Raw genomic sequence first — 19,444 nt, forward strand, 5'->3', positions numbered from 1 at the left:
TGAGGCCATCCGCCAATTGGGCCGGTGTGTCGCACGATCTGGCTGATATTTCGAACTTTTTTTGTGACCGATGCGATCAGCGGGCCGTCAAGTCCGTGAATTCAATGCCACCCGCGCGGTCACTCATCGATCATTTTCGAACATATATTCAATTTCCAGGGGGCCCTGACTCGGATTACTCGCGGTTACGCCGGTTCTACTCGCTGTTCTGCCGGGCGCTCTGCGGGTTGCGGGGACGGGTCCGCCGCCAGCGGCTCAGCAGCCCTTCGGGCACCTCTTCCGCGGTGAGCGCGAAGACCAGGTGATCGCGCCAGGCCCCGTCGATGTGCAGATAACGCGGTCTGAGGCCCTCCTCGCGGAATCCGAGTTTCTCCACCACCCGGCGGCTCGGCCCGTTCTCGGGGCGAATGCAGACCTCGATGCGGTGCAGTCCGACGGTGCGGAAACAGTGGTCCACGACGAGCGCCACCGCCGTCGGCACCACGCCGCGCCCGGCCACCGCCTCGTCCACCCAGTAGCCGATGTGGCCCGAGCACATCGAGCCCCAGGTGATCCCGGCGACCGTCAACTGCCCGACCAGTCGCCCCTGGTACTCGATGACGAACGGCAGCATCCGCCCCGCGTTCGCCTCGGACCGCAGATGCCGCACCATCTGGCGGTAGGTCGGCCGGTGCGTGATCGGCCCGCTGGGCGTGGGCGGCGGAATGGTCGCCTCCCACGGCCTGAGCCAGTCCCGGTTGCGCCTGTTCACCTCGCGCCAGGCCCGCTGGTCGCGCAGCTTTATCGGCCGGAGGACGACATCGCCCTCCGCGAGCACGACGGGCCAGGATGGGCTGTTCAGCTCGCACCCCCACTGCCGGCACCGGGTCTGGGATGGTCGCCGCCGCGCAGCTGGTCGACGGCGTGCGTCAACAGCGGCTCCAGCACGGCCAGTCCGTCCCTCACCCCGCCGGAAGAGCCCGGCAGGTTGACGATCAGGGTCCGCCCGGCCACCCCGGCCAGCCCCCGGGAGAGCGCCGCCGTCGGCACCTTCTCCCGTCCGAACGCCCGAATGGCCTCCGCGATGCCCGGCACCTCGTGGTCGATCACCCGGCGGGTGGCCTCGGGGGTGCGGTCGGTGGGCGAGATGCCCGTGCCGCCGGTGGTGACGACGACGTCGTACCCGGCCTCGACGGCTGCGCGCAGCTCGGCCTCCACCGGTTCGCCGTCCGGCACGACCCGCGGACCGTCCACGGCGAAGCCGAAACGCCTGAGGCCGTCGGCGATCAGCGGGCCGCCCTTGTCCTCGTAGACCCCGGCGGCGGCCCGGTTGGACGCCGTGACCACGACAGCGCGGTACGGCGCGGGCCGCGCGCCCGATGCCGCTGCGTCCAGCGTCATGACCGGCTCCAGTCGCCCGACTTGCCGCCCGTCTTCTCCTCCACCCGCACGTCCGTGATGATCGCCCCCTTGTCGACCGCCTTGACCATGTCGATCACGGTGAGCGCGGCGACCGAGACCGCGGTGAGCGCCTCCATCTCCACGCCCGTGCGGTCCGTCGTCTTCACGGTGGCCGTGATCTCCACGGCGTCGTCCGCGACCGACAGGTCCAGTTTCACACCCGACACCGACAACGGGTGGCACAGCGGGATGAGGTCCGGGGTGCGCTTGGCGCCCATGATCCCGGCGATCCGCGCGGTGGCGAGGGCGTCGCCCTTGGGCACCCCCTCGCCGCGCAGCAGCTCCACCACGCGGGGCGAGACGAGGACGCGGCCGCTGGCGCGGGCGGTGCGCGAGGTCACCTCCTTGCCGGACACGTCGACCATGCGGGCGGCGCCCGCGTCGTCGATGTGCGTCAGTCGGTCCTGCGTGACCTCCTGTGCGCGGTCCTGCGCGACGTCTTGTGCGCGGCTGTGCGCGGAGGGTCCGGGGGTCTCCCCCCGGGAAGGCGTAGTCATGCTCTGTGGCGCTCCCGGTCCGGGCCCGGCGCGGTGCGGCGCGCGGGCCTGCTGTGCGCGACACGGTACCGCCAACCAGCGACGGTCAGCCGAGGAGGACCACCTCGACCTCGTCGCCGGGCGCCACGGACTCGACGTCCTCGGGCACGACGATGAGGGCGTCGGCCTGCGCGAGGGCGGCGATCAGATGGGAGCCGCTGCCCCCGACCGGGGTCACCTCGCCGTCGGCGTACGTCCCGCGCAGGAACTGCCTGCGGCCCTTCGGGGAGCTCAGCGCCTTCTCCGCCGCCAGCGTGGCCCGGGCCGTGGGCCGGTGGACGTCCTGAAGGCCCATCAGGGTGCGGATGGCGGGCCGGACGAACAGCTCGAAGGACACGTACGACGACACCGGGTTGCCGGGCAGCGCCAGCAGCGGGATGTGCTCGCGGCCGATGGTGCCGAAGCCCTGCGGCTTGCCCGGCTGCATGGCGAGCTTGCGGAACTCCACGCCGCCGCCCGGCACGTCCTCGTCGCCGACGTGCGACAGCGCCTCCTTGACCACGTCGTACGCCCCGACGCTCACGCCGCCGGTGGTGACCATCAGGTCGGCGCGGACGAGCTGGTCCTCGATGGTGGACCGCAGGACGTCGGCGTCGTCGGCGACGGCGCCCACCCGGTAGGCGATGGCACCGGCGTCCCGGGCCGCCGCGGTCAGGGCGAAGCTGTTGGAGTCGTAGATCTGGCCGTTGCGCAGCTGCTCGTCGGGCTGGACGAGCTCGCTGCCGGTGGACAGCACCACCACGCGCGGGCGCGGGCGCACCCGGACCGTGCCCCGGCCGATCGCGGCGAGCAGCGCGATCTGCGGCGGCCCGAGGACCGTGCCGGTCTCCAGGGCGAGGTCGCCGGCCTTCACGTCGCTGCCCTTGGCGCGCACGTGCGCGCGTGCCTCGGCCGGCCGGTACACGCGCACCTGGCCGGTGGCGCCCTCCGGGGACAGGCTGCGGGCGCGCATCCCGCTGACGGGGCCCTCGCCGAGCCCGCCGTCGGTCCACTCCACGGGAACGACCGTCTCGGCGCCGGGCGGCAGCGGGGCGCCGGTCATGATCCGGGCCGCCTGACCGGGGCCCACATGGATCAGGTCGGCCGCGCCCGCGGCGACGTCCCCGACGACCTCCAGCGCGGCCGGGAACTCCTCGCTCGCGCCCGAGACGTCCCCGACGCGCACCGCGTACCCGTCCATGGAGCTGTTGTCGAACGGCGGCAGCGACAGCGGCACCATGACGTCCTCGACCAGGACGCAGCCCTGGGCGTCGAGCAGCTGCAGCTCGATGGGGTCCAGGGGGCGGACGGTGGTGAGGACGTCCTCCAGGTGCTCGTCCACCGACCACAGACGGTCCGGTTCCGTGGTGTGGTGCCCGCCGCTGCTCAACTCGTCACATCTCCTCGGCCACGTACCGCTTCAGCCAGGCCCTGAAGTCGGGGCCCAGGTCCTCACGTTCGCACGCGAGCCGGACAATGGCACGCAGGTAGTCGCCGCGGTCGCCGGTGTCGTAGCGGCGGCCCTTGAAGACGACGCCGTGCACCGGGCCGCCGACGCTTTCGTCCTCGGCGAGCTTCTGCAGGGCGTCGGTGAGCTGGATCTCGCCACCGCGGCCCGGCTCCGTCTTGCGGAGTATGTCGAAGATGTGCGGGTCGAGGACGTAACGGCCGATGATCGCGTAGTGCGAGGGGGCCTCCGCCGCGCTCGGCTTCTCGACCAGGCCGGTCACCTGGACGACGTCGCTGTCCTGGGTGGCCTCCACGGCCGCGCAGCCGTAGAGGTGGATCTGCTCGGGGGCGACCTCCATGAGGGCGACGACGCTGCCGCCGTAGGTCTCCTGCACCTCGATCATCCGCTGCAGCAGCGGGTCGCGCGGGTCGATCAGGTCGTCGCCGAGCAGCACGGCGAAGGGCTCGTGACCGACGTGCGGGGCGGCGCAGAGCACCGCGTGGCCCAGACCCTTGGGGTCGCCCTGGCGGACGTAGTGCATGGTCGCGAGGTCACTGGACTCCTGGACCTTGGCGAGCCGCTCGGCGTCGCCCTTCTTCTCCAGGGCGGATTCCAGCTCGTAGTTGCGGTCGAAGTGGTCCTCGAGGGGGCGCTTGTTGCGGCCCGTCACCATGAGGACGTCGTCGAGGCCCGCGGTGACGGCCTCCTCGACCACGTACTGGATCGCCGGCTTGTCCACGACCGGCAGCATCTCCTTGGGAGTGGCCTTGGTAGCCGGCAGGAAGCGGGTGCCCAGGCCTGCCGCGGGGATGACGGCCTTGCTGATCCGGGGGTGCGACTCACTCATGCCCGCCACCTTATCCGCCGATCGGACCGCCCTTGCGCGGGCTCCGGGCTTCCGGTTCGCCGACCGCATATGAACGGCACACGTGCGGCCCAGGGACACACGGGACACTGGGACCGGTGCCCCGCAGGGACGTCCCGGGGGTGGCCCCGCAAGGATGGGCGATCGCGCGCTCAGGACTCGAGAAAGGTGCGGAGGCGGCCTTGGCTGAGATCGGACGGACGACGGAGCCCGCCAAGCGGACGGTGCGGCGGGAGCTCCTCGCGGCGAGGGACGGGCTCACGGCGGACGAGCTGCGCCGGGCGGCGTCGGCGCTGGCCCGGCGCGCGCTGGCGCTGCCCGAGCTGGCGCGGGCGCGCACGGTGGCCGCGTACGTCTCGGTGGGCACCGAGCCGGGCACCCTCGCGCTGCTCGACGCGCTGCGCGCGCGGGGCGTACGTGTGCTGCTGCCCGCCCTGCTGCCCGACAACGACCTGGACTGGGGCGTGTACGCCGGGGAGGACTCCCTCGCGCGCGTGCGGCACGGCGGGAAGATGGCGCTGCAGGAACCGGCCGGGGAGCGCCTCGGCCCGGACGCCGTGACGGCCGCCGACGTCGTCCTGCTGCCGGGCCTCGCCGTCGACGTGCGCGGGATGCGGCTGGGGCGCGGCGGCGGCTCCTACGACCGTGTCCTGGCCCGCCTGGAGCGGGCGGGCGCGCACCCCGCGCTCGTGGTCCTGCTGTACGACTCCGAGGTCGTCGACCACGTACCGGAGGAGCCGCACGACCGGCCGGTGCAGGCGGTGGTGACGCCGTCCCGGGTGCGCCGCTTCGCCTGAAGGCGAAGGCCCTCCACGCGCGCGTGGAGGGCCTTCGTCAGCCGGCGGGCCGCCGGGTCACGGCTTGAGCACCAGCGTGTCCCTGGTGCCCTTGTCGACCGCGTTCGCCGAGAACGACCACGGCAGCAGCTCCCCCTTGGCCCACTTGCCCGTCTGGTCGGTGTAGTGGGCGCTGAAGGCGTGCCCGGAGGCGCCGGTGAGGTTGATCCACTTGGACTTGTCGAGGTCGGCGAGGTTGACCACCATCCGCATGGACGGCACCCACACCACGTTGTAGCCGCCGGCGGCGTTCCACCCGGAGGCGTTGACCGCGGCCTCGCCGCCGCTGAGCTTCCAGGGGCCCCGGTTCAGCACGTACTTCAGGAAGCCGGGTCCCTCGGTGCCCAGGGTCTGGTTCTTCAGGAACAGGCGGTGCAGCCGGCCCCAGCTCCAGGTGTCGATGTCCTTGCCGAGCTTGGCGGTCAGCTCCCAGCGGGCGTCGATCATGGCGCGCTCGAACAGCTCGTCACGGTTGTCGGCCTTGGGCCGGCCGTAGCCCGACGCGGGCGCCTTCCACCAGTCGCTCTTCGGGTCGTTCACGAGGTTGCGGACCACCTCGAACCAGCGGTCGCCGCCGTCCGGCTGCGCCTGGTCGGCGTCCCGCTCGCCGCACTCGCGGACCTTGGTGGTCTCGTCGACCGGGCCGGTGTTGTCGGCCGGCTCCACCCACAGGCACTGGCCCTTGACCCGCAGCTCCTTGGGCAGCTTGTTGCCGAAGGCGAGCTTGAGGATGTTGCGCCAGACCGAGTTGAAGTAGGCGGCCGCCGCCGAGTCGGCGTCCTGGGTGTAGTCCCAGCCCTCCAGGAGCTTCTGGGCCTTGCGGACGTCCTTGTCGCCGATGTCGATCTTCAGCAGCATGGGCACCAGCAGCTTGGCGATCTCGCTGCTGTCGTCCGTCTGCATCTGCCGCATGTCGTCGGTGGAGATCTTGCCCCCGCCGTCGATCTTCGACTGGATCAGGTCGGTGATGCGCTGGCTGCGGGTGCCGTATCCCCAGTCCGTGGTGAGCGTGTACGGATAACCGGACTTGTCCGGATCGATGACGGCCTGGTTGGCGGTGACGATGTAGCCGCGCTTGGGGTTGTACTCGTAGGGCAGCTCGTCCTGCCCGAGGTAGCCGGTCCAGTCGTACCTGGAGTCCCAGCCCGGCGCGGGGACGGAGCCGTCGTCGTTCTTCGCGCGCGCGGGGATCCGGCCGGGCAGCGTGTAGCCGATGTTGTTCTCGGTGTCGGCGTAGATCAGGTTCTGCGAGGGCACGTCGAACAGGGCCGCCGCCGACCGGAAGCCGGCGAAGTCCTTGGCGCGGTCGATGGCGAAGACGGCGTCCATGGTGGTGCCCGGCTCGAGCGCGGTCCACTTCAGGGCCACGGCGTAACCGTCGCCGCGGTCCGGTGCCGCCGTGTTGACCTGGGCCTTCTTGCCGACCTTGACCAGCTCGTCGTCGCGGTCGGACAGCAGCGGCATGCCGTCCTCGGTCTGCCGGACGACGATCTTCTTGGACGCGCCGCCGGCGACCTTGATGGTCTCCTCACGGCTCCGGAAGGGCACCGTCTTGTCGTCGCGCAGGTAGCCGTCGCCGCTGAGCTTCTCCAGGTACAGGTCGGTGACGTCGACGCCAGAGTTGGTCATGCCCCAGGCGATGTTCTGGTTGTGGCCGATGATCACGCCGGGCATGCCCGCGAAGGTGTAGCCGGTGACGTCGTACGGGCACGCGGCGGACACCGAGCGGCAGTGCAGGCCCATCTGGTACCAGACGCCCGGCAGCGAGGGCGACAGGTGCGGATCGTTGGCGAGCAGCGGCTTGCCGGTGATGGTGTACTTCCCGGACACCACCCAGGAGTTGGAGCCGATGCCGTTGCCGTTCACGCCGACGGCGGTCGGCAGGTCCTGCATGACGTTGCGCAGGCCCATGAGCTGGCTCTGCACGCCGGAGGTGCCGGAGGTGGAGGACCCGCCCGTCGCGGCCTGGGTGCCGCCCGCGGAGCCGGTGGTGCCGGTCGTCTGCCCGGTCGTGCCGGCGGTTCCCGTCGAGGTGCCGGTGGTGCCGGTCATCGTCCCGGTGGTGCCGCTCGTGCTGCCGCCGCCGCTCGTCTCGAACGCCTTGGCGAGCTCGTCGTACTGACCCTGCGTGACGATCGGCTTGTTCCGGCTGTAGGGGTAGTCCGGGTAGAGGTCCTTGATCTGCTTGGGGCCGAGACGGCTGGTCATCAGGGCGCGGTCGATCTCGTCCTGCATGTTGCCGCGCAGGTCCCAGGCCATCGCCTTCAGCCAGGAGACCGAGTCGACCGGGGTCCACTTCCCGGGCTTGTAGTCGTTGGTGAAGCCCAGGGCCGCGTACTCCAGGGAGATGTCCTTGGCGTCCCGGCCGTCGAGGTAGGCGTTGACGCCCTGGGAGTACGCCTGGAGGTACTTCTTGGTGGAGGCCGACAGCTTCTTGTCGTACTCCTCCTTGGCGACCCGGTCCCAGCCCAGGGTGCGCAGGAACGCGTCGTTGTCGACCTGGCTCTTGCCGAACATCTCCGACAGGCGCCCGGAGGTCATGTGCCGGCGCACGTCCATCTCGTAGAACCGGTCCTGGGCCTGGACGTAGCCCTGCGCCATGAACAGGTCCTCGGCCGAGGAGGCGTAGATCTGCGGGATGCCGTAGCCGTCCCGCTTGACGTCGACCGGGCCCGACAGGCCCTGGAGCGTGATCGAGCCCTTGGTCTGCGGGAAGGAGGCGCGGACGGTGCTGATGGACCAGTAGGCCCCGTAGGCGATGCCGCCGATGATGGCCAGCACCAGGACGAGCACGACGAGTCGGGCTTTTCGCCCCTTCTTCCTGCCGGACTTGCCGGGCTTGTCACCCGTTGAGGCGGTGGTGTTGGGGGGCATCGCTGTCCTTGCTGTCCTAACGCGAGCGGCAGGCGGTACTGGAGTGCTGGAGCAACCATAGGCGCAGGGGCCGGTACCACTTGACGCGGAGTCGGGTCCGAGCGCGGACGAGCGTTCGATCTCGGCCCTTCAAGCGTCAAGAAAGCGTCAAGAGTTAGGTAAGGTAATGAAGTAATCGGAGGCTCGGAACGCCGGACCACCGGGGCCGGGCACGCCGGAAAGCCGGAGTGCCGGAAGGCCGGAGTGCCGGAAAGCCGAGAGGACCCGATCGGAGAACCCGGAACGCGGGGAAGGAAGCGCCACTGACTGTTCACCACCTCAACCAGCTCCTGCTCGCCTGCTCCCTCGTCCTGCTCGTCGCCGTGGCAGCGGTACGGATCTCCTCGCGCAGCGGGCTCCCCAGCCTGCTCGTGTACCTGGGGATCGGCATCGGCATGGGCGCGGACGGCATCGGCCACATCCGCTTCGACAACGCCGAGCTGACCCAGATCATCGGCTACGCGGCCCTCGTCGTGATCCTCGCCGAGGGCGGACTCGGCACGAAGTGGAAGGAGATCAAACCGGTCCTGCCGTCCGCCTGCGCGCTCGCGCTGCTCGGGGTCGCGACGAGCGTCGCCGTCACGGCCGCCGGCGCCCACTACCTGGTCGGTCTCGACTGGCGCCCTGCGCTCATCATCGGTGCGGTGGTGTCCTCCACGGACGCGGCGGCCGTCTTCTCGGTCCTGCGGCGCATCCCCCTTCCCGCGCGCGTGAAGGGCACGCTCGAGGCCGAGTCCGGCTTCAACGACGCGCCCGTGGTCATCCTGGTCGTCGCCTTCTCCACCACCGGGCCGGTCGAGCACTGGTACACCCTGGTGGGCGAGATGGCCCTCGAGCTGGCCATCGGCGCGGCCGTCGGCCTCGCGGTGGGCTGGCTCGGCTCCTCGGCCCTCAAGCACGTCGCCCTGCCCGCCTCCGGCCTGTACCCGATCGCCGTGATGGCGATCGCGGTCACGGCCTACGCCGCCGGGGCCCTGGCGCACGGCAGCGGCTTCCTCGCCGTCTACCTGGCGGCGATGCTGCTCGGCAACGCCAAACTGCCGCACTGGCCGGCCACGCGCGGCTTCGCCGAAGGGCTCGGCTGGATCGCCCAGATCGGCATGTTCGTCCTGCTCGGCCTGCTGGTCACCCCGCACGAACTGGGCGACGACATCGTGCCCGCCCTGCTCATCGGCCTGGTGCTGACCATGGTCGCGCGACCGCTGAGCGTCGTGGTCAGCCTGCTGCCGTTCCGCGTGCCGTGGCCGGAGCAGGCCCTGATGTCCTGGGCCGGGCTGCGCGGCGCCGTGCCCATCATCCTGGCGACCATCCCCATGGTGAACGGCGTCGACACCACCCACCGCATCTTCAACATCGTCTTCGTCCTGGTCGTCGTCTACACCCTCGTCCAGGGGCCGACCCTGCCCTGGCTGGCCGGCCGGCTGCGCCTCGGCGAACCCCAGGAAGCCGCCGACCTCGGCATCGAGTCGGCGCCTCTGGAGCGGCTGCGCGGCCATCTGCTGTCCGTCGCCATCCCGGAGGGGTCGCTGATGCACGGCGTGGAGATCAACGAGCTGCGGCTGCCCGCCGGGTCCGCGGTCACCCTGGTGGTCCGCGACGGAAAATCGTTTGTTCCGCTGCCCACCACGGTCCTGCGGCGCGGCGACGAACTCCTCGTGGTCACCACCGACCCCGTCCGTGAGGCCGCGGAACGCCGCCTGCGCGCGGTCGGCCGCGGCGGCAAGCTGGCGGACTGGCTGGGCGCCGACGGCCCCGGAGAGGGGCGTCACGGCCGCGGTCGGTGAGGGAACGTTTCCCGTACGTGCCCGCGCGCCGAGCGCTCCGGAACCCAGGCGAACACCGGCCATGGTGCTCACTTTCACAGGGGCACAAGCCCATCACCCCTGTACGATGAAGGCGCACCTTGATCGAACCAACTCTGCCTGACGCAGAGCTGGCGCGACCGTATGGCGGCCGGGCCACCCCCGAAGCGGGCGCCGGCATCTACCGCAGTCCGCGCAAGAGGACAGCTCTCGGCGCGCCCGCACAAGGGGCCGCGCTACCAGGCGGCAGAAAGGCACGGGCCGTGGGATCCGCGGTCACCACCACCGACCCCGCGACGACCTCGCCGGCGTCCTCCCGCCCGGGATACGGGCAACTGCTGCGCACCCGCGGCGCCTGGACGTTCCTGCTCCCCGGCTTCGCGGCCCGCCAGCCGTTCGCGATGCTGACCATCTCCATCGTGCTGCTCGTGCAGCACACCACCGGCTCCTACGGCTCGGCGGGCGCCACCGCGGCCGTCACCGGCGTCGCCATGGCGCTGTTCGCGCCGTACAGCGGGCGCCTCGCCGACCGCTACGGACAGCGCGCCGTCCTGCTTCCGGGCGTCCTGGTGCACGCCCTGGCCGGGCTGACGCTGACGGCCCTCGCCCTGGCGCACGCACCCCTGTGGGCGCTGTTCGCGGCGGCCGTGCCGACCGGCGCCTCGGTGCCGCAGATCGGGCCCATGGTGCGGGCCCGCTGGGGCGTGACTCTGAAGGACTCACCGCTGATGACCACCGCGGCGGCCTTCGAGTCGGTCACCGACGAGCTCACCTTCGTCCTCGGCCCGCTGCTGGCCACCGCCCTGTGCACGGCCGTCGCGCCGGCGGCGGGTCTGCTCACCGAGGCATCGCTGACCCTGGTCGGCGGTCTGCTGTTCGCCGCGCAGAGGCGCACCCAGCCGCCCGTGGGTGCCGACGGCGGGCACGCGCGCGTGGAGCACGCCTCCGCCCTGCGCATCCCCGGTGTGCGCGTGCTGGTCGTGGCCTTCCTCGGCATCGGCACGGTCTTCGGCGGCATGCAGGTCTCGCTGGCCGCGTTCACCGAGTCGATCGGCGAGCCCGGCCTCAACGGTGTGCTGTACGGGACGTTCGCCGCGGGCAACATGCTCTCCGGCATCGTCTGCGGCGCCCTCGCCTGGAAGACGGCCCCGCAACACCGCCTGGTCGTCGGCTACACGGCCCTGGCGGTGGCCGCGTCCGCGCTGTGGAGCGCCCACTCGGTGCTCCTGCTGGCCGCGCTCGGCCTCCTGGTGGGCATGTGCATCGCGCCCGCCCTGATCACCGGCTACACCCTGGTCGAGGGCCTGGTCCCGGCCGGCGCCCGCACCGAGGCGTTCACCTGGCTCACCGGCGCGGTCGCCCTCGGCCAGGCGGCCGCCGTCACCGTCGCGGGGCAGCTGGAGGACCGCCTGTGGGTCGGCGCCGGATTCCTGGTCCCGACGACCGGCACGGTGCTCGCCCTGACGACCCTCGTGACCCTGCGGTCGCGGCTCGCCACCCGGGCCCACAGCCGCACCGTGGCGCGTGGCGTCGGTCACCGCGCCCCCGCCACAGTGGACTGATCCCACGGAATACGTCACTATGGATCGTCGTTAGCACTCATCGAGTGAGAGTGCCAGGAGGAAGACAGTGCCCACCTACCAGTACCAGTGCACCGAGTGCGGCGAGGGCCTCGAGGCGGTGCAGAAGTTCACCGACGACGCGCTCACCGAGTGCCCCAACTGCGGTGGCCGCCTGAAGAAGGTGTTCTCCGCGGTCGGCATTGTCTTCAAGGGCTCCGGCTTCTACCGCAACGACAGCCGCGGCTCCTCGTCGAGCAGCAGCCCGGCGTCGTCGAAGCCGTCGAACGGCTCCGGCGCCTCGTCGTCCGGGTCGTCCGGCTCCGGCTCGTCGTCTTCGTCTTCGTCGTCCTCGTCGTCTTCCTCGACGGGCTCGGCGAGCAGCTCCGCCGCCTGACCCCACCGCTTCACGGGACCCTGCCGTCATCGGACGGCGGGGTCCTCGGCGTTCACACGGACGGCTAGTGTGCTGCTCATGGCGAACGCAGAGATCGGTGTCATCGGCGGTTCCGGCTTCTACTCGTTCCTGGACGACGTGACCGAGGTCCAGGTGAACACTCCGTACGGGGCACCCAGCGACTCCCTCTTCCTCGGCGAGATCGCCGGCCGTCGGGTGGCCTTCCTGCCCCGGCACGGCCGCGGCCACCACCTTCCGCCGCACCGCATCAACTACCGGGCCAACCTGTGGGCGCTGCGCTCGGTGGGCGTGCGCCAGGTCCTCGGCCCCTGCGCGGTGGGCGGCCTGCGGCCCGAGTACGGGCCGGGCACGCTGCTCGTGCCGGACCAGTTCGTCGACCGTACGAAGTCGCGGGAGCAGACCTACTTCGACGGGCTTCCGCTGGCCGACGGCTCGCTGCCGAACGTGGTGCACGTCTCCCTCGCCGACCCCTACTGCCCCACCGGCCGCGCGGCCGCGCTGAAGGCGGCGCGCGGTCGGGACTGGGACGCGGTCGACGGCGGCACGCTGGTCGTGGTGGAGGGGCCGCGCTTCTCCACCCGCGCCGAATCGCTGTGGCACCAGGCGCAGGGCTGGTCCGTGGTGGGCATGACCGGCCACCCCGAGGCGGCGCTCGCCCGGGAGCTGGAGCTCTGCTACACCTCGCTGACGCTGGTCACCGACCTCGACGCGGGCGCCGAGACCGGCGAGGGCGTCTCCCACGAGGAGGTGCTGCGGGTCTTCGCCGCCAACGTGGAACGGCTGCGCAGCGTGCTGTTCGACACGGTGGCCGCGCTGCCCGCCACCGGAGAACGGGACTGCGCGTGCGCGACCGCGCTCGGCGGGATGGACCCGGGGTTCGTGCTGCCGTAGGGGAGCCTGCCGGCCTCCCTCGGGTACGGAAACGTGCCGGAATGCCACGTTCGGGTGACGGGGTTTTCCACAACCCGTGAGTAGCGCACGGGCTCCGGCGGGCGGCGGTGCGATGCCTCATCGTGGGCGTCGCAAGCCGTTTCCCGCCGATCCCGCACCGTAGGTGGTGGTCTCCTCATGTCCGTGCCGTCGCCGACGTCCTCGCCGTCCTGGTCGCGCCGGCCGTCCGAGTCGCTCAGGTCGCTCGGGGCGCTCCAGTCCTTCCGGTCGCTCCCGTTCGCATCCTCGGCCCGCACATCTCCGTTCCCGCCGGGCACGGACGTGCCGGCCACGTGCGAGGTGCCGCACTTCGCGCCGGTGCGCGTGCGGGACGGGCGGTGCGGGCTGCGCCGGCTCGTACGGCACCGGCGGCGGGCCATGGCCGCGGGTCTGGCCGTCACGGCGGCCGCGCTGGTGGCCGCTGGTCCGCGGGCCGCCTCGGATCCTCCGCGCGGCGGTCCGGCCCGCGGGCATCCGGTGCGCGCGGCCGGCACCTTGTCGAACGGACTCGGGACCCGGTGCGCGGACGCGGGGCGGACGGTGACCGTGCCCGTGCGCCTCGCCGACGCGGCCACGGTCCGGCTGCTGCGGCCCGGTGACCGGGTGGACGTGATCGCCGCGGAGGACCCGGCGGTGGGCGGCCGGGCCCGGGTGGTCGCGCGCGGAGCGCGGGTGGCGAGGGTGCCGGAGCCCGTGACCGACGGCGCGGCGGTGGGCGAGGGCGGGAGCGGGAGCGGCGGCGCGGGTGGGGGCGGGGCGCTTGTCGCACTCTCGGTACCGCGTTCGGCCGCGGCGGGCCTGGCCGGGGCGAGTGCGACGGCCCGATTGGCGGTGACCCTGTGGTGACCCGTAGGTTGCTGAACTGTTTGTTCTACAACCCGCTTGTCCGAGGAGGGGCCGCAGGTGAGCGCGAAGAAGGACCCGAGCGTCTGGGAGGGCTTCAGGGCCTTCCTGATGCGCGGGAACGTCGTGGATCTGGCCGTCGCGGTGGTCGTCGGCGCCGCCTTCACCAACATCGTCAACGCGGTGGTGAAGGGCGTCATCAGCCCGGTGGTCGGGGCGATCGGCACCCAGAACCTCGATCACTACAGCTCGTGCCTGAGCACTTCGTGCAAGGGCGCCCAGGGCATCCAGATCATGTGGGGCTCGGTCCTCGGCGCCACGCTGCAGTTCCTGATCACCGCAGCGGTGGTCTACTTCCTGATGGTGCTGCCCATGGCGAAGTTCCTGGCCCGGCAGGAGGCGCGGAAGAAGGCCCGGGAGGGCACGCACGAGGTCATCGAGGTGACCGAGCTTCAGGTGCTCAAGGAGATCCGCGACGAGCTGGTCGCCCAGCGCGGCGGCGGCGCCCGGGCGGAGTACGAGCGGCGCTAGCGGCAGCGATCGCGGCCGGACGGGCCGACCGCTCGCGGAACGGGCCGTTCCGCCGGTGCCAGAGGCCGTTCCGCCGGTGTCAGAGGTGGTGGGGCGGCTTCTCGTCGAGGAAGCGCCTGAGGTCGGCGGTGGCGTCGCCGTCCGTGCGCTCGCCCCATCCCCGGTCGGTGTCGTCCGTGGACTGCTGGTTCAGCGGATCGTCGAAGATCAGCGCGTTCTTCGGGTCGCGCGGCTCGGAGGCGGTGCTCATGCCTCCAGGGTACGGTGACCGGCGCGGGCGGCCGGCCCGGGCAATCCAGGGCGCTTTCTGCTGTGCTGGGAGCCATGACGTCCAGTTCCGATTCCGCTCCGGAAACCGCCCCCACCGCCCCTTCCCACGTCCGCCGGCCGCTGCGCCCGCTGACCGCACGTGGACGCCACGAGGCGCACCGGGTCTCCACCTCGCTGGAGCTGCTCTTCGACCTGTGTTTCGTGGTGGCCGTCGCCCAGGCGGGCGTGCAGTTGGTGCACGCCGTGGTCGAGGGCCGGGCGGGCCACGGCATCCTGAACTACGCCATGGTGTTCTTCGCCATCTGGTGGGCCTGGATGAACTTCTCGTGGTTCGCGTCCGCCTACGACAACGACGACGTGCTCTACCGGCTCGTCACCCTGGTGCAGATCGCAGGTGTGCTGGTGCTGGCCGCGGGAATCTCGCGGGCGTTCACGCAGCACGACTTCCTCCTGGTGTGGCTCGGCTATGTGATCATGCGGCTGGCGATGGTCTCCCAGTGGCTGCGGGCCGCGCGCTGGGCGCAGGGCGCGGAGAAGCGCATGGCACGGCGGTACGCGGCCGGGGTGCTGCTGTGCCAGGTCGGCTGGCTGGGGCTGGTGCTGCTGCCGGAGCCGGCCCGGCCGTGGGTGTTCCTGGTGATGGTGATCGCGGAGCTCTCCGTGCCGCTGATCGCGGAGAGGGCGTACGCCACCTCCTGGCATCCGCATCACATCGCCGAGCGGTACGGGCTGTTCACCATCATCGTGCTGGGCGAGACCATCGCGGCGGCGACGGTCGCGGTGAAGTCGGCCGCGGACGAGCACACGGCACTGGGCGAGCTGCTGCCGATCGCGGCGGGCGGCCTGCTGATCGTCTTCTCCGCCTGGTGGATCTACTTCGTGGTGCCGATCCACGGGCATCTGCGGTCCAACCGGGAGTCGTTCCTGTGGGGTTACGGCCACTATGTGATCCTCGCCTCGGCGGCGGCGATCGGCGCGGGGCTGGAGGTGGCCGTCGAGCAGGCGGTCGGCAAGACCCATCTGTCGTCCCTGGCGGCGTCGGCGGCCGTGACCCTCCCGACCGCTCTGTATCTGCTCACGGTGTGGGCGCTGCACTCGCGGTACTTCAAGGTGGGCATCGCCCAGCAGACGGTGTTGCCCGCCACGGCCCTGCTGGTGATCTGCTGCACGTTCCTGGGTGACTGGGCGGTTCTCGCGGCGGGCGTCGTCTCGGCGCTCTCGGTGGCGACGAGTGTGGCCCTGACGGGCCGAAAGACCGCGGGAAGAGGCGCGGGCCGTTCGGCGCAACAGGCGGCATGACGCCCCACCAGGTCCGGGGAGACTGACACCCATGACGGTTGACGCTCTGACGGATGTCCCCGGCCTGCGGGTGGGCCACGCCACGCGCCGGGGTGGCGGGTGGCTCACCGGGACGACGGTCGTGCTGGCACCGGAGGGCGGTGCCGTCGCCGCGGTGGACGTGCGCGGCGGCGGGCCCGGCACCAAGGAGACCGACGCCCTCGATCCGCGCAACCTGGTGCGGAGGGTGGAGGCGGTGGTGCTGACCGGCGGCAGCGCGTTCGGGCTGGACGCGGCCTCGGGGGTGATGGCCTGGCTGGAGGAGCGGGGCCGCGGGGTGCGGGTGGGACCGGACCCCTCCCATGTCGTCCCGGTCGTTCCCGCCGCCTGCGTGTTCGACCTGGGCCGGGGCGGTGACTTCCGGGCCCGGCCGGACGCAGCCACCGGGCGCGAGGCGGTGGAGGCCGCCGCCGCGAGCGAGCCGGGCGGACCCGTGCCGCAGGGATGCGTCGGCGCCGGAACGGGAGCGACCGTGGGCCCCGTCAAGGGCGGGGTCGGCACGGCGAGCACGGTGCTCGCCTCGGGCGTCACGGTGGCGGCACTGGTGGTGGCCAACGCGGCCGGTTCGGCCGTCGACCCGGAGACGGGGGTGCTGTACGGGGACTTGCTCCAGGGCCGGGTCGCGTACCCGGACGCCGGGGTGCACGAGGCGGCGCGCCGGCGGCTGGCCGAGGCCGCCGCACGGAACGCGCCACCCCCGCTGAACACGACGCTCGCGGTGGTCGCCACCGACGCGGACCTGTCCAAGGCGCAGGCGCAGAAGCTCGCCGGCACGGCCCACGACGGCATAGCCCGTGCCGTACGGCCGGTGCACCTGCTCAACGACGGCGACACGGTGTTCGCCCTGTCCACCGGGGCCCGTCCGCTCGCGCCCGACCAGCCCCTCGCCCTCAACGACATCCTCGCCGCGGGCGCGGACACCGTCACCCGCGCGATCGTACGAGCCGTCCGCGCGGCCGAGCCGGTCCAGACCCCGGCCGGGACCTGGCCGTCCTACGGCGAGCTCTACGACCCCACCCGCTGAAGCCGCGGGCCGGTGATTGTCGCGGTTCTGTCACCGTGAGGGTTTTCGCCCGGGCGGCGGGAACCTCGTGACGGCCCGTCGGCCTCTTCACCGACGCACTGCAGCGACCCACGCACACGACACCAACCTGGAGAAGCCCGTGACAAGGCCGGACATGACAGCGCGGCGCGTACTGGGGGCCTGTGCCGCCCTGATGGTCGGCACCCTCACCCTCACCGGATGCGGCGGCGACGCCAAGGCCAGCGACGACGGCCGCGGCGATAGCGGCAAGGACCAGCCGAAGACCTCCACCGCGAAGATCGCCATCTCGGCGCAGGACGGCTCGACCGGTGCGTCGATCAACACCACCGGGGTGAAGGTCAGCGGCGGCAGGCTGACCGAGGTGAAGATGACCGTGGCGGGGTCGGGGCAGGCCGTTCCCGGTGCGATCTCCGCGGACGGCTCCGGCTGGAAGCCGAAGGAGCAGCTGGAGCGCGGGACGAAGTACCAGATCTCGGCGACCGCGAAGGACGCGGACGGCCGTACGGCCGCCGCCAACTCCATCTTCACCACCGTCACCACGGCCAACAGCTTCATCGGCACGTACACGCCGGACAACGGCACGACGGTCGGTGTCGGCATGCCCGTGAAGTTCGTCTTCGACAAGCCGATCACCGACAGGAAGACCGTGCAGTCGCACATCACGGTCACCTCCAGCACCGGCCAGCAGGTGGTCGGCCACTGGTTCGGCTCACAGCGGCTCGACTTCCGCCCCGAGGACTACTGGAAGGCCGGTTCCAAGGTCACGATGAAGATCGACCTGGACGGCGTGCAGGGCGCGAACGGCGTCTACGGTGTGCAGAGGAAGACCGTGACCTTCACCGTCGGCCGCTCGCAGGTCTCCACGGTGGACGCGAACACGCAGACCATGACGGTGGTCCGGGACGGGCAGACCGTCAGGACGCTCCCGGTGTCCACCGGCAGCCCGGAGCACACCACGTACAACGGCAAGATGGTGATCTCGGAGAAGTTCCTCCAGACGCGCATGGACAGCCGGACGGTCAACCTGGGCGGCGAGTACAACATCCCGGACGTGCCGCACGCCATGCGTCTGACGGACACCGGCACCTTCATCCACGGCAACTACTGGTACAACCAGGGCAATCCGCCCTTCGGCCGGGAGGGCACCAGCCACGGCTGCGTCGGGATGGCGGACGTCCAGGGCGGACAGGGCGACACCAACGCCAAGTGGTTCTACGACAACTCGCTCATCGGCGACGTCGTGATCGTCAAGAACTCCCCCGACAAGACCGTCGCCCCGGACAACGGCCTCAACGGGTGGAACATGTCCTGGAGCGAGTGGACCGCCGGCAGCGCCCTCTGACCGGTCCGGCCGACAACCACCCCAGCCGCACCAACAGGCTCGTGAGCAGCGGATTCTGACGCCACGGCAGGCCGCGCGGGAACTTCTCGCGCGGCCCGCCCGTTTTTCCACCGTACGTTTTCTCGGTTCCCGGACATGATGTCCGACCGAGGGGCTACGGTATGCACCCACAAGGTGACATGCAGCGACGCCGGGAGAAACCTTGAGCGTTCCGTACGAGACGACAGCGTACGAACCACGCGAGTCGCCGGAGTCCTTGGAGGAGCATCTCGCACGGCTCCTCGGCCGTGCGCTGAACTCCTTCGAGCTGCCCGACGAGACGATACGGCACCTGGACTGCGCGCTGGCGTACGACAGCTCGCTGCACTCCGCGCACCACAGCTCGGGCCTGCACCGCGAGACGTACCGGCACACCTGGCTGCTGGTCGACGGCTCGGCGCTCACCCTCTGGGAGCTGGTGTACAACACCGCGCCCGGCAGCGAGCCGCAGCACGAGCTGTACGTCGACGAGGAGGAGCTGCGCACGGCCACCGCCCGGCTGCCGTTCCCGCCGGACAACCCGGAGCTGGACCTGCCGGTGCTGGTGCAGCTCTCGCCGCTGCCCGAGGCCCGGCACGCGTACGCCCCGGAGGACTCGGCCGACCACGCGCGTCGTCTGCTGCGGCGCGCGGAGAACGCGGACCGGCCGGGCACGGACGTCGCCGCGCGGCTGGCCACGGCGTCCGGGCACCAGATCACGCAGGCGTTCGGCCGCCCCTGCCGCACACGCCGCGCCGGACTGTGCTTCTCCCTCTACGAGCACGCGTTCCTGCTGAGCGACGGCGTGGAGATCTCCCTGTGGGAGGTCGAGCACACGGCGACCCCGGACGGCCGCCACATGTGCGAGGTGTACGTGACGGAAGACGCCGCCCGGGACGCGATGGAGCGGCGGGCGGCGCAGGTGCCGTAGGCGAGGCGGCGAGGCGGGCCGGGTGACGCAGGTGCCGTAGGCGGGCCGGGCGCCGTCAGTGGCCGTCGCCGAGTTGGCGCATCAGGCCGGCGAAGGCGGCCCGTTCGGCCGGGGTCAGCTCGACGTACTCCCGGTGGGGGCCCGAGCCGCGCTGGGACGGGAGGGCCGGCAGGCCGGGGACACGATGCCGTCGACGGATCTCGAACTGCAGGCCGAAGCGGTAGCCGGCAAGGCCGATGGCGCAGACGATGACCAGCACGGCGGGGAGGACCACACCGAACCAGATCAGTATCGAGACGTGCTCAGGCATGTCTCCAAGTGAACACCACGGTCCGGGACGTTGGCCCCGGACCGTGACGCATCTCGCAAGTGACCTGAACTACTCACAGCGCCCCAAA

Annotated in this window: 19 protein-coding genes; 11 read left to right on the forward strand and 8 right to left on the reverse strand. The window is 71.5% G+C overall.

The window, feature by feature from the left end; translation table 11 throughout:
- Positions 1-196: 196 nt before the first annotated feature.
- The 5 genes from IE318_RS12690 to galU all read right to left on the reverse strand — a co-directional run bounded on the left by IE318_RS12690 (position 197) and on the right by galU (position 4,252).
- On the reverse strand, positions 197-817 hold the full coding sequence (locus tag IE318_RS12690) for a GNAT family N-acetyltransferase (protein ID WP_189899720.1): 621 nt from the start codon (positions 815-817) through the stop codon (positions 197-199).
- A 20-nt stretch (positions 818-837) separates the two neighbouring features.
- The gene (locus IE318_RS12695; protein WP_189899722.1) at positions 838-1,380 is read right to left on the reverse strand and encodes a MogA/MoaB family molybdenum cofactor biosynthesis protein; all 543 of its coding nucleotides are present in this window, start codon (positions 1,378-1,380) and stop codon (positions 838-840) included.
- Complete coding sequence (gene moaC, locus IE318_RS12700; protein WP_189899724.1) at positions 1,377-1,937, reverse strand: cyclic pyranopterin monophosphate synthase MoaC; 561 nt, start codon at positions 1,935-1,937, stop codon at positions 1,377-1,379. Before moaC ends, IE318_RS12695 begins: the two co-directional genes overlap by 4 nt.
- Before the next feature lie 85 nt (positions 1,938-2,022).
- Positions 2,023-3,345 carry a molybdotransferase-like divisome protein Glp gene (glp, locus tag IE318_RS12705; RefSeq protein WP_189899726.1) on the reverse strand — a complete coding sequence of 441 codons (1,323 nt, stop codon included), beginning with the start codon at positions 3,343-3,345 and terminating at the stop codon, positions 2,023-2,025.
- Between the two features lie 4 nt (positions 3,346-3,349).
- Entirely contained in the window at positions 3,350-4,252 is a 903-nt protein-coding gene (gene galU, locus IE318_RS12710) for a UTP--glucose-1-phosphate uridylyltransferase GalU (RefSeq protein WP_030163905.1), read from the reverse strand.
- A 200-nt stretch (positions 4,253-4,452) separates the two neighbouring features.
- Between galU and IE318_RS12715 the strand changes: the two genes are divergently transcribed.
- On the forward strand, positions 4,453-5,067 hold the full coding sequence (locus IE318_RS12715; protein ID WP_189899728.1) for a 5-formyltetrahydrofolate cyclo-ligase: 615 nt from the start codon (positions 4,453-4,455) through the stop codon (positions 5,065-5,067).
- A gap of 57 nt (positions 5,068-5,124) precedes the next feature.
- Here IE318_RS12715 and IE318_RS12720 read toward each other — a convergent pair whose 3' ends face one another.
- Complete coding sequence (locus IE318_RS12720) at positions 5,125-7,980, reverse strand: penicillin acylase family protein (RefSeq protein WP_189899730.1); 2,856 nt, start codon at positions 7,978-7,980, stop codon at positions 5,125-5,127.
- A gap of 302 nt (positions 7,981-8,282) precedes the next feature.
- On the opposite strand from IE318_RS12720, the gene IE318_RS12725 reads away from it, so the two are divergent.
- The 6 genes from IE318_RS12725 to mscL all read left to right on the forward strand — a co-directional run bounded on the left by IE318_RS12725 (position 8,283) and on the right by mscL (position 14,102).
- Positions 8,283-9,803: a potassium/proton antiporter gene (locus tag IE318_RS12725; protein WP_189899781.1), complete on the forward strand. Its 1,521-nt coding sequence runs from the start codon at positions 8,283-8,285 to the stop codon at positions 9,801-9,803.
- A gap of 281 nt (positions 9,804-10,084) precedes the next feature.
- The gene (locus tag IE318_RS12730) at positions 10,085-11,383 is read left to right on the forward strand and encodes an MFS transporter (protein WP_189899731.1); all 1,299 of its coding nucleotides are present in this window, start codon (positions 10,085-10,087) and stop codon (positions 11,381-11,383) included.
- A gap of 67 nt (positions 11,384-11,450) precedes the next feature.
- A complete protein-coding gene (locus IE318_RS12735; RefSeq protein ID WP_189899733.1) occupies positions 11,451-11,777 on the forward strand; it encodes an FmdB family zinc ribbon protein in 327 nt (108 codons plus the stop codon).
- 78 nt (positions 11,778-11,855) lie between these two features.
- Entirely contained in the window at positions 11,856-12,689 is an 834-nt protein-coding gene (locus IE318_RS12740) for an S-methyl-5'-thioadenosine phosphorylase (protein ID WP_189899735.1), read from the forward strand.
- Between the two features lie 177 nt (positions 12,690-12,866).
- The gene (locus IE318_RS12745; RefSeq protein ID WP_229903486.1) at positions 12,867-13,574 is read left to right on the forward strand and encodes an RcpC/CpaB family pilus assembly protein; all 708 of its coding nucleotides are present in this window, start codon (positions 12,867-12,869) and stop codon (positions 13,572-13,574) included.
- A 57-nt stretch (positions 13,575-13,631) separates the two neighbouring features.
- Complete coding sequence (mscL, locus tag IE318_RS12750) at positions 13,632-14,102, forward strand: large conductance mechanosensitive channel protein MscL (RefSeq protein WP_189899737.1); 471 nt, start codon at positions 13,632-13,634, stop codon at positions 14,100-14,102.
- Positions 14,103-14,181: 79 nt separating this feature from the next.
- On the opposite strand, the gene IE318_RS12755 is transcribed toward mscL, so the two are convergent.
- On the reverse strand, positions 14,182-14,352 hold the full coding sequence (locus tag IE318_RS12755) for a hypothetical protein (protein WP_189899738.1): 171 nt from the start codon (positions 14,350-14,352) through the stop codon (positions 14,182-14,184).
- Between the two features lie 74 nt (positions 14,353-14,426).
- Between IE318_RS12755 and IE318_RS12760 the strand changes: the two genes are divergently transcribed.
- The 4 genes from IE318_RS12760 to IE318_RS12775 all read left to right on the forward strand — a co-directional run bounded on the left by IE318_RS12760 (position 14,427) and on the right by IE318_RS12775 (position 19,046).
- Positions 14,427-15,671 (forward strand): low temperature requirement protein A, encoded by a 1,245-nt coding sequence (locus IE318_RS12760; protein ID WP_189899741.1) that lies wholly within the window; start codon positions 14,427-14,429, stop codon positions 15,669-15,671.
- 31 nt (positions 15,672-15,702) lie between these two features.
- On the forward strand, positions 15,703-16,734 hold the full coding sequence (locus IE318_RS12765) for a P1 family peptidase (protein WP_189899743.1): 1,032 nt from the start codon (positions 15,703-15,705) through the stop codon (positions 16,732-16,734).
- 154 nt (positions 16,735-16,888) lie between these two features.
- Positions 16,889-18,097 carry a L,D-transpeptidase gene (locus IE318_RS12770; RefSeq protein ID WP_189899745.1) on the forward strand — a complete coding sequence of 403 codons (1,209 nt, stop codon included), beginning with the start codon at positions 16,889-16,891 and terminating at the stop codon, positions 18,095-18,097.
- A gap of 202 nt (positions 18,098-18,299) precedes the next feature.
- Positions 18,300-19,046, forward strand: a complete 747-nt coding sequence (locus IE318_RS12775; RefSeq protein ID WP_189899747.1) for a DUF6227 family protein — start codon at positions 18,300-18,302, stop codon at positions 19,044-19,046.
- Positions 19,047-19,101: 55 nt separating this feature from the next.
- Here the strand turns inward: IE318_RS12775 and IE318_RS12780 are convergent, their stop codons facing one another.
- The gene (locus IE318_RS12780; protein WP_030163877.1) at positions 19,102-19,356 is read right to left on the reverse strand and encodes a hypothetical protein; all 255 of its coding nucleotides are present in this window, start codon (positions 19,354-19,356) and stop codon (positions 19,102-19,104) included.
- Between the last annotated feature and the right edge of the window lie 88 nt (positions 19,357-19,444).

Source organism: Streptomyces spiralis (assembly GCF_014654675.1).
Classification (GTDB): Bacteria; Actinomycetota; Actinomycetes; order Streptomycetales; family Streptomycetaceae; genus Streptomyces; species Streptomyces spiralis.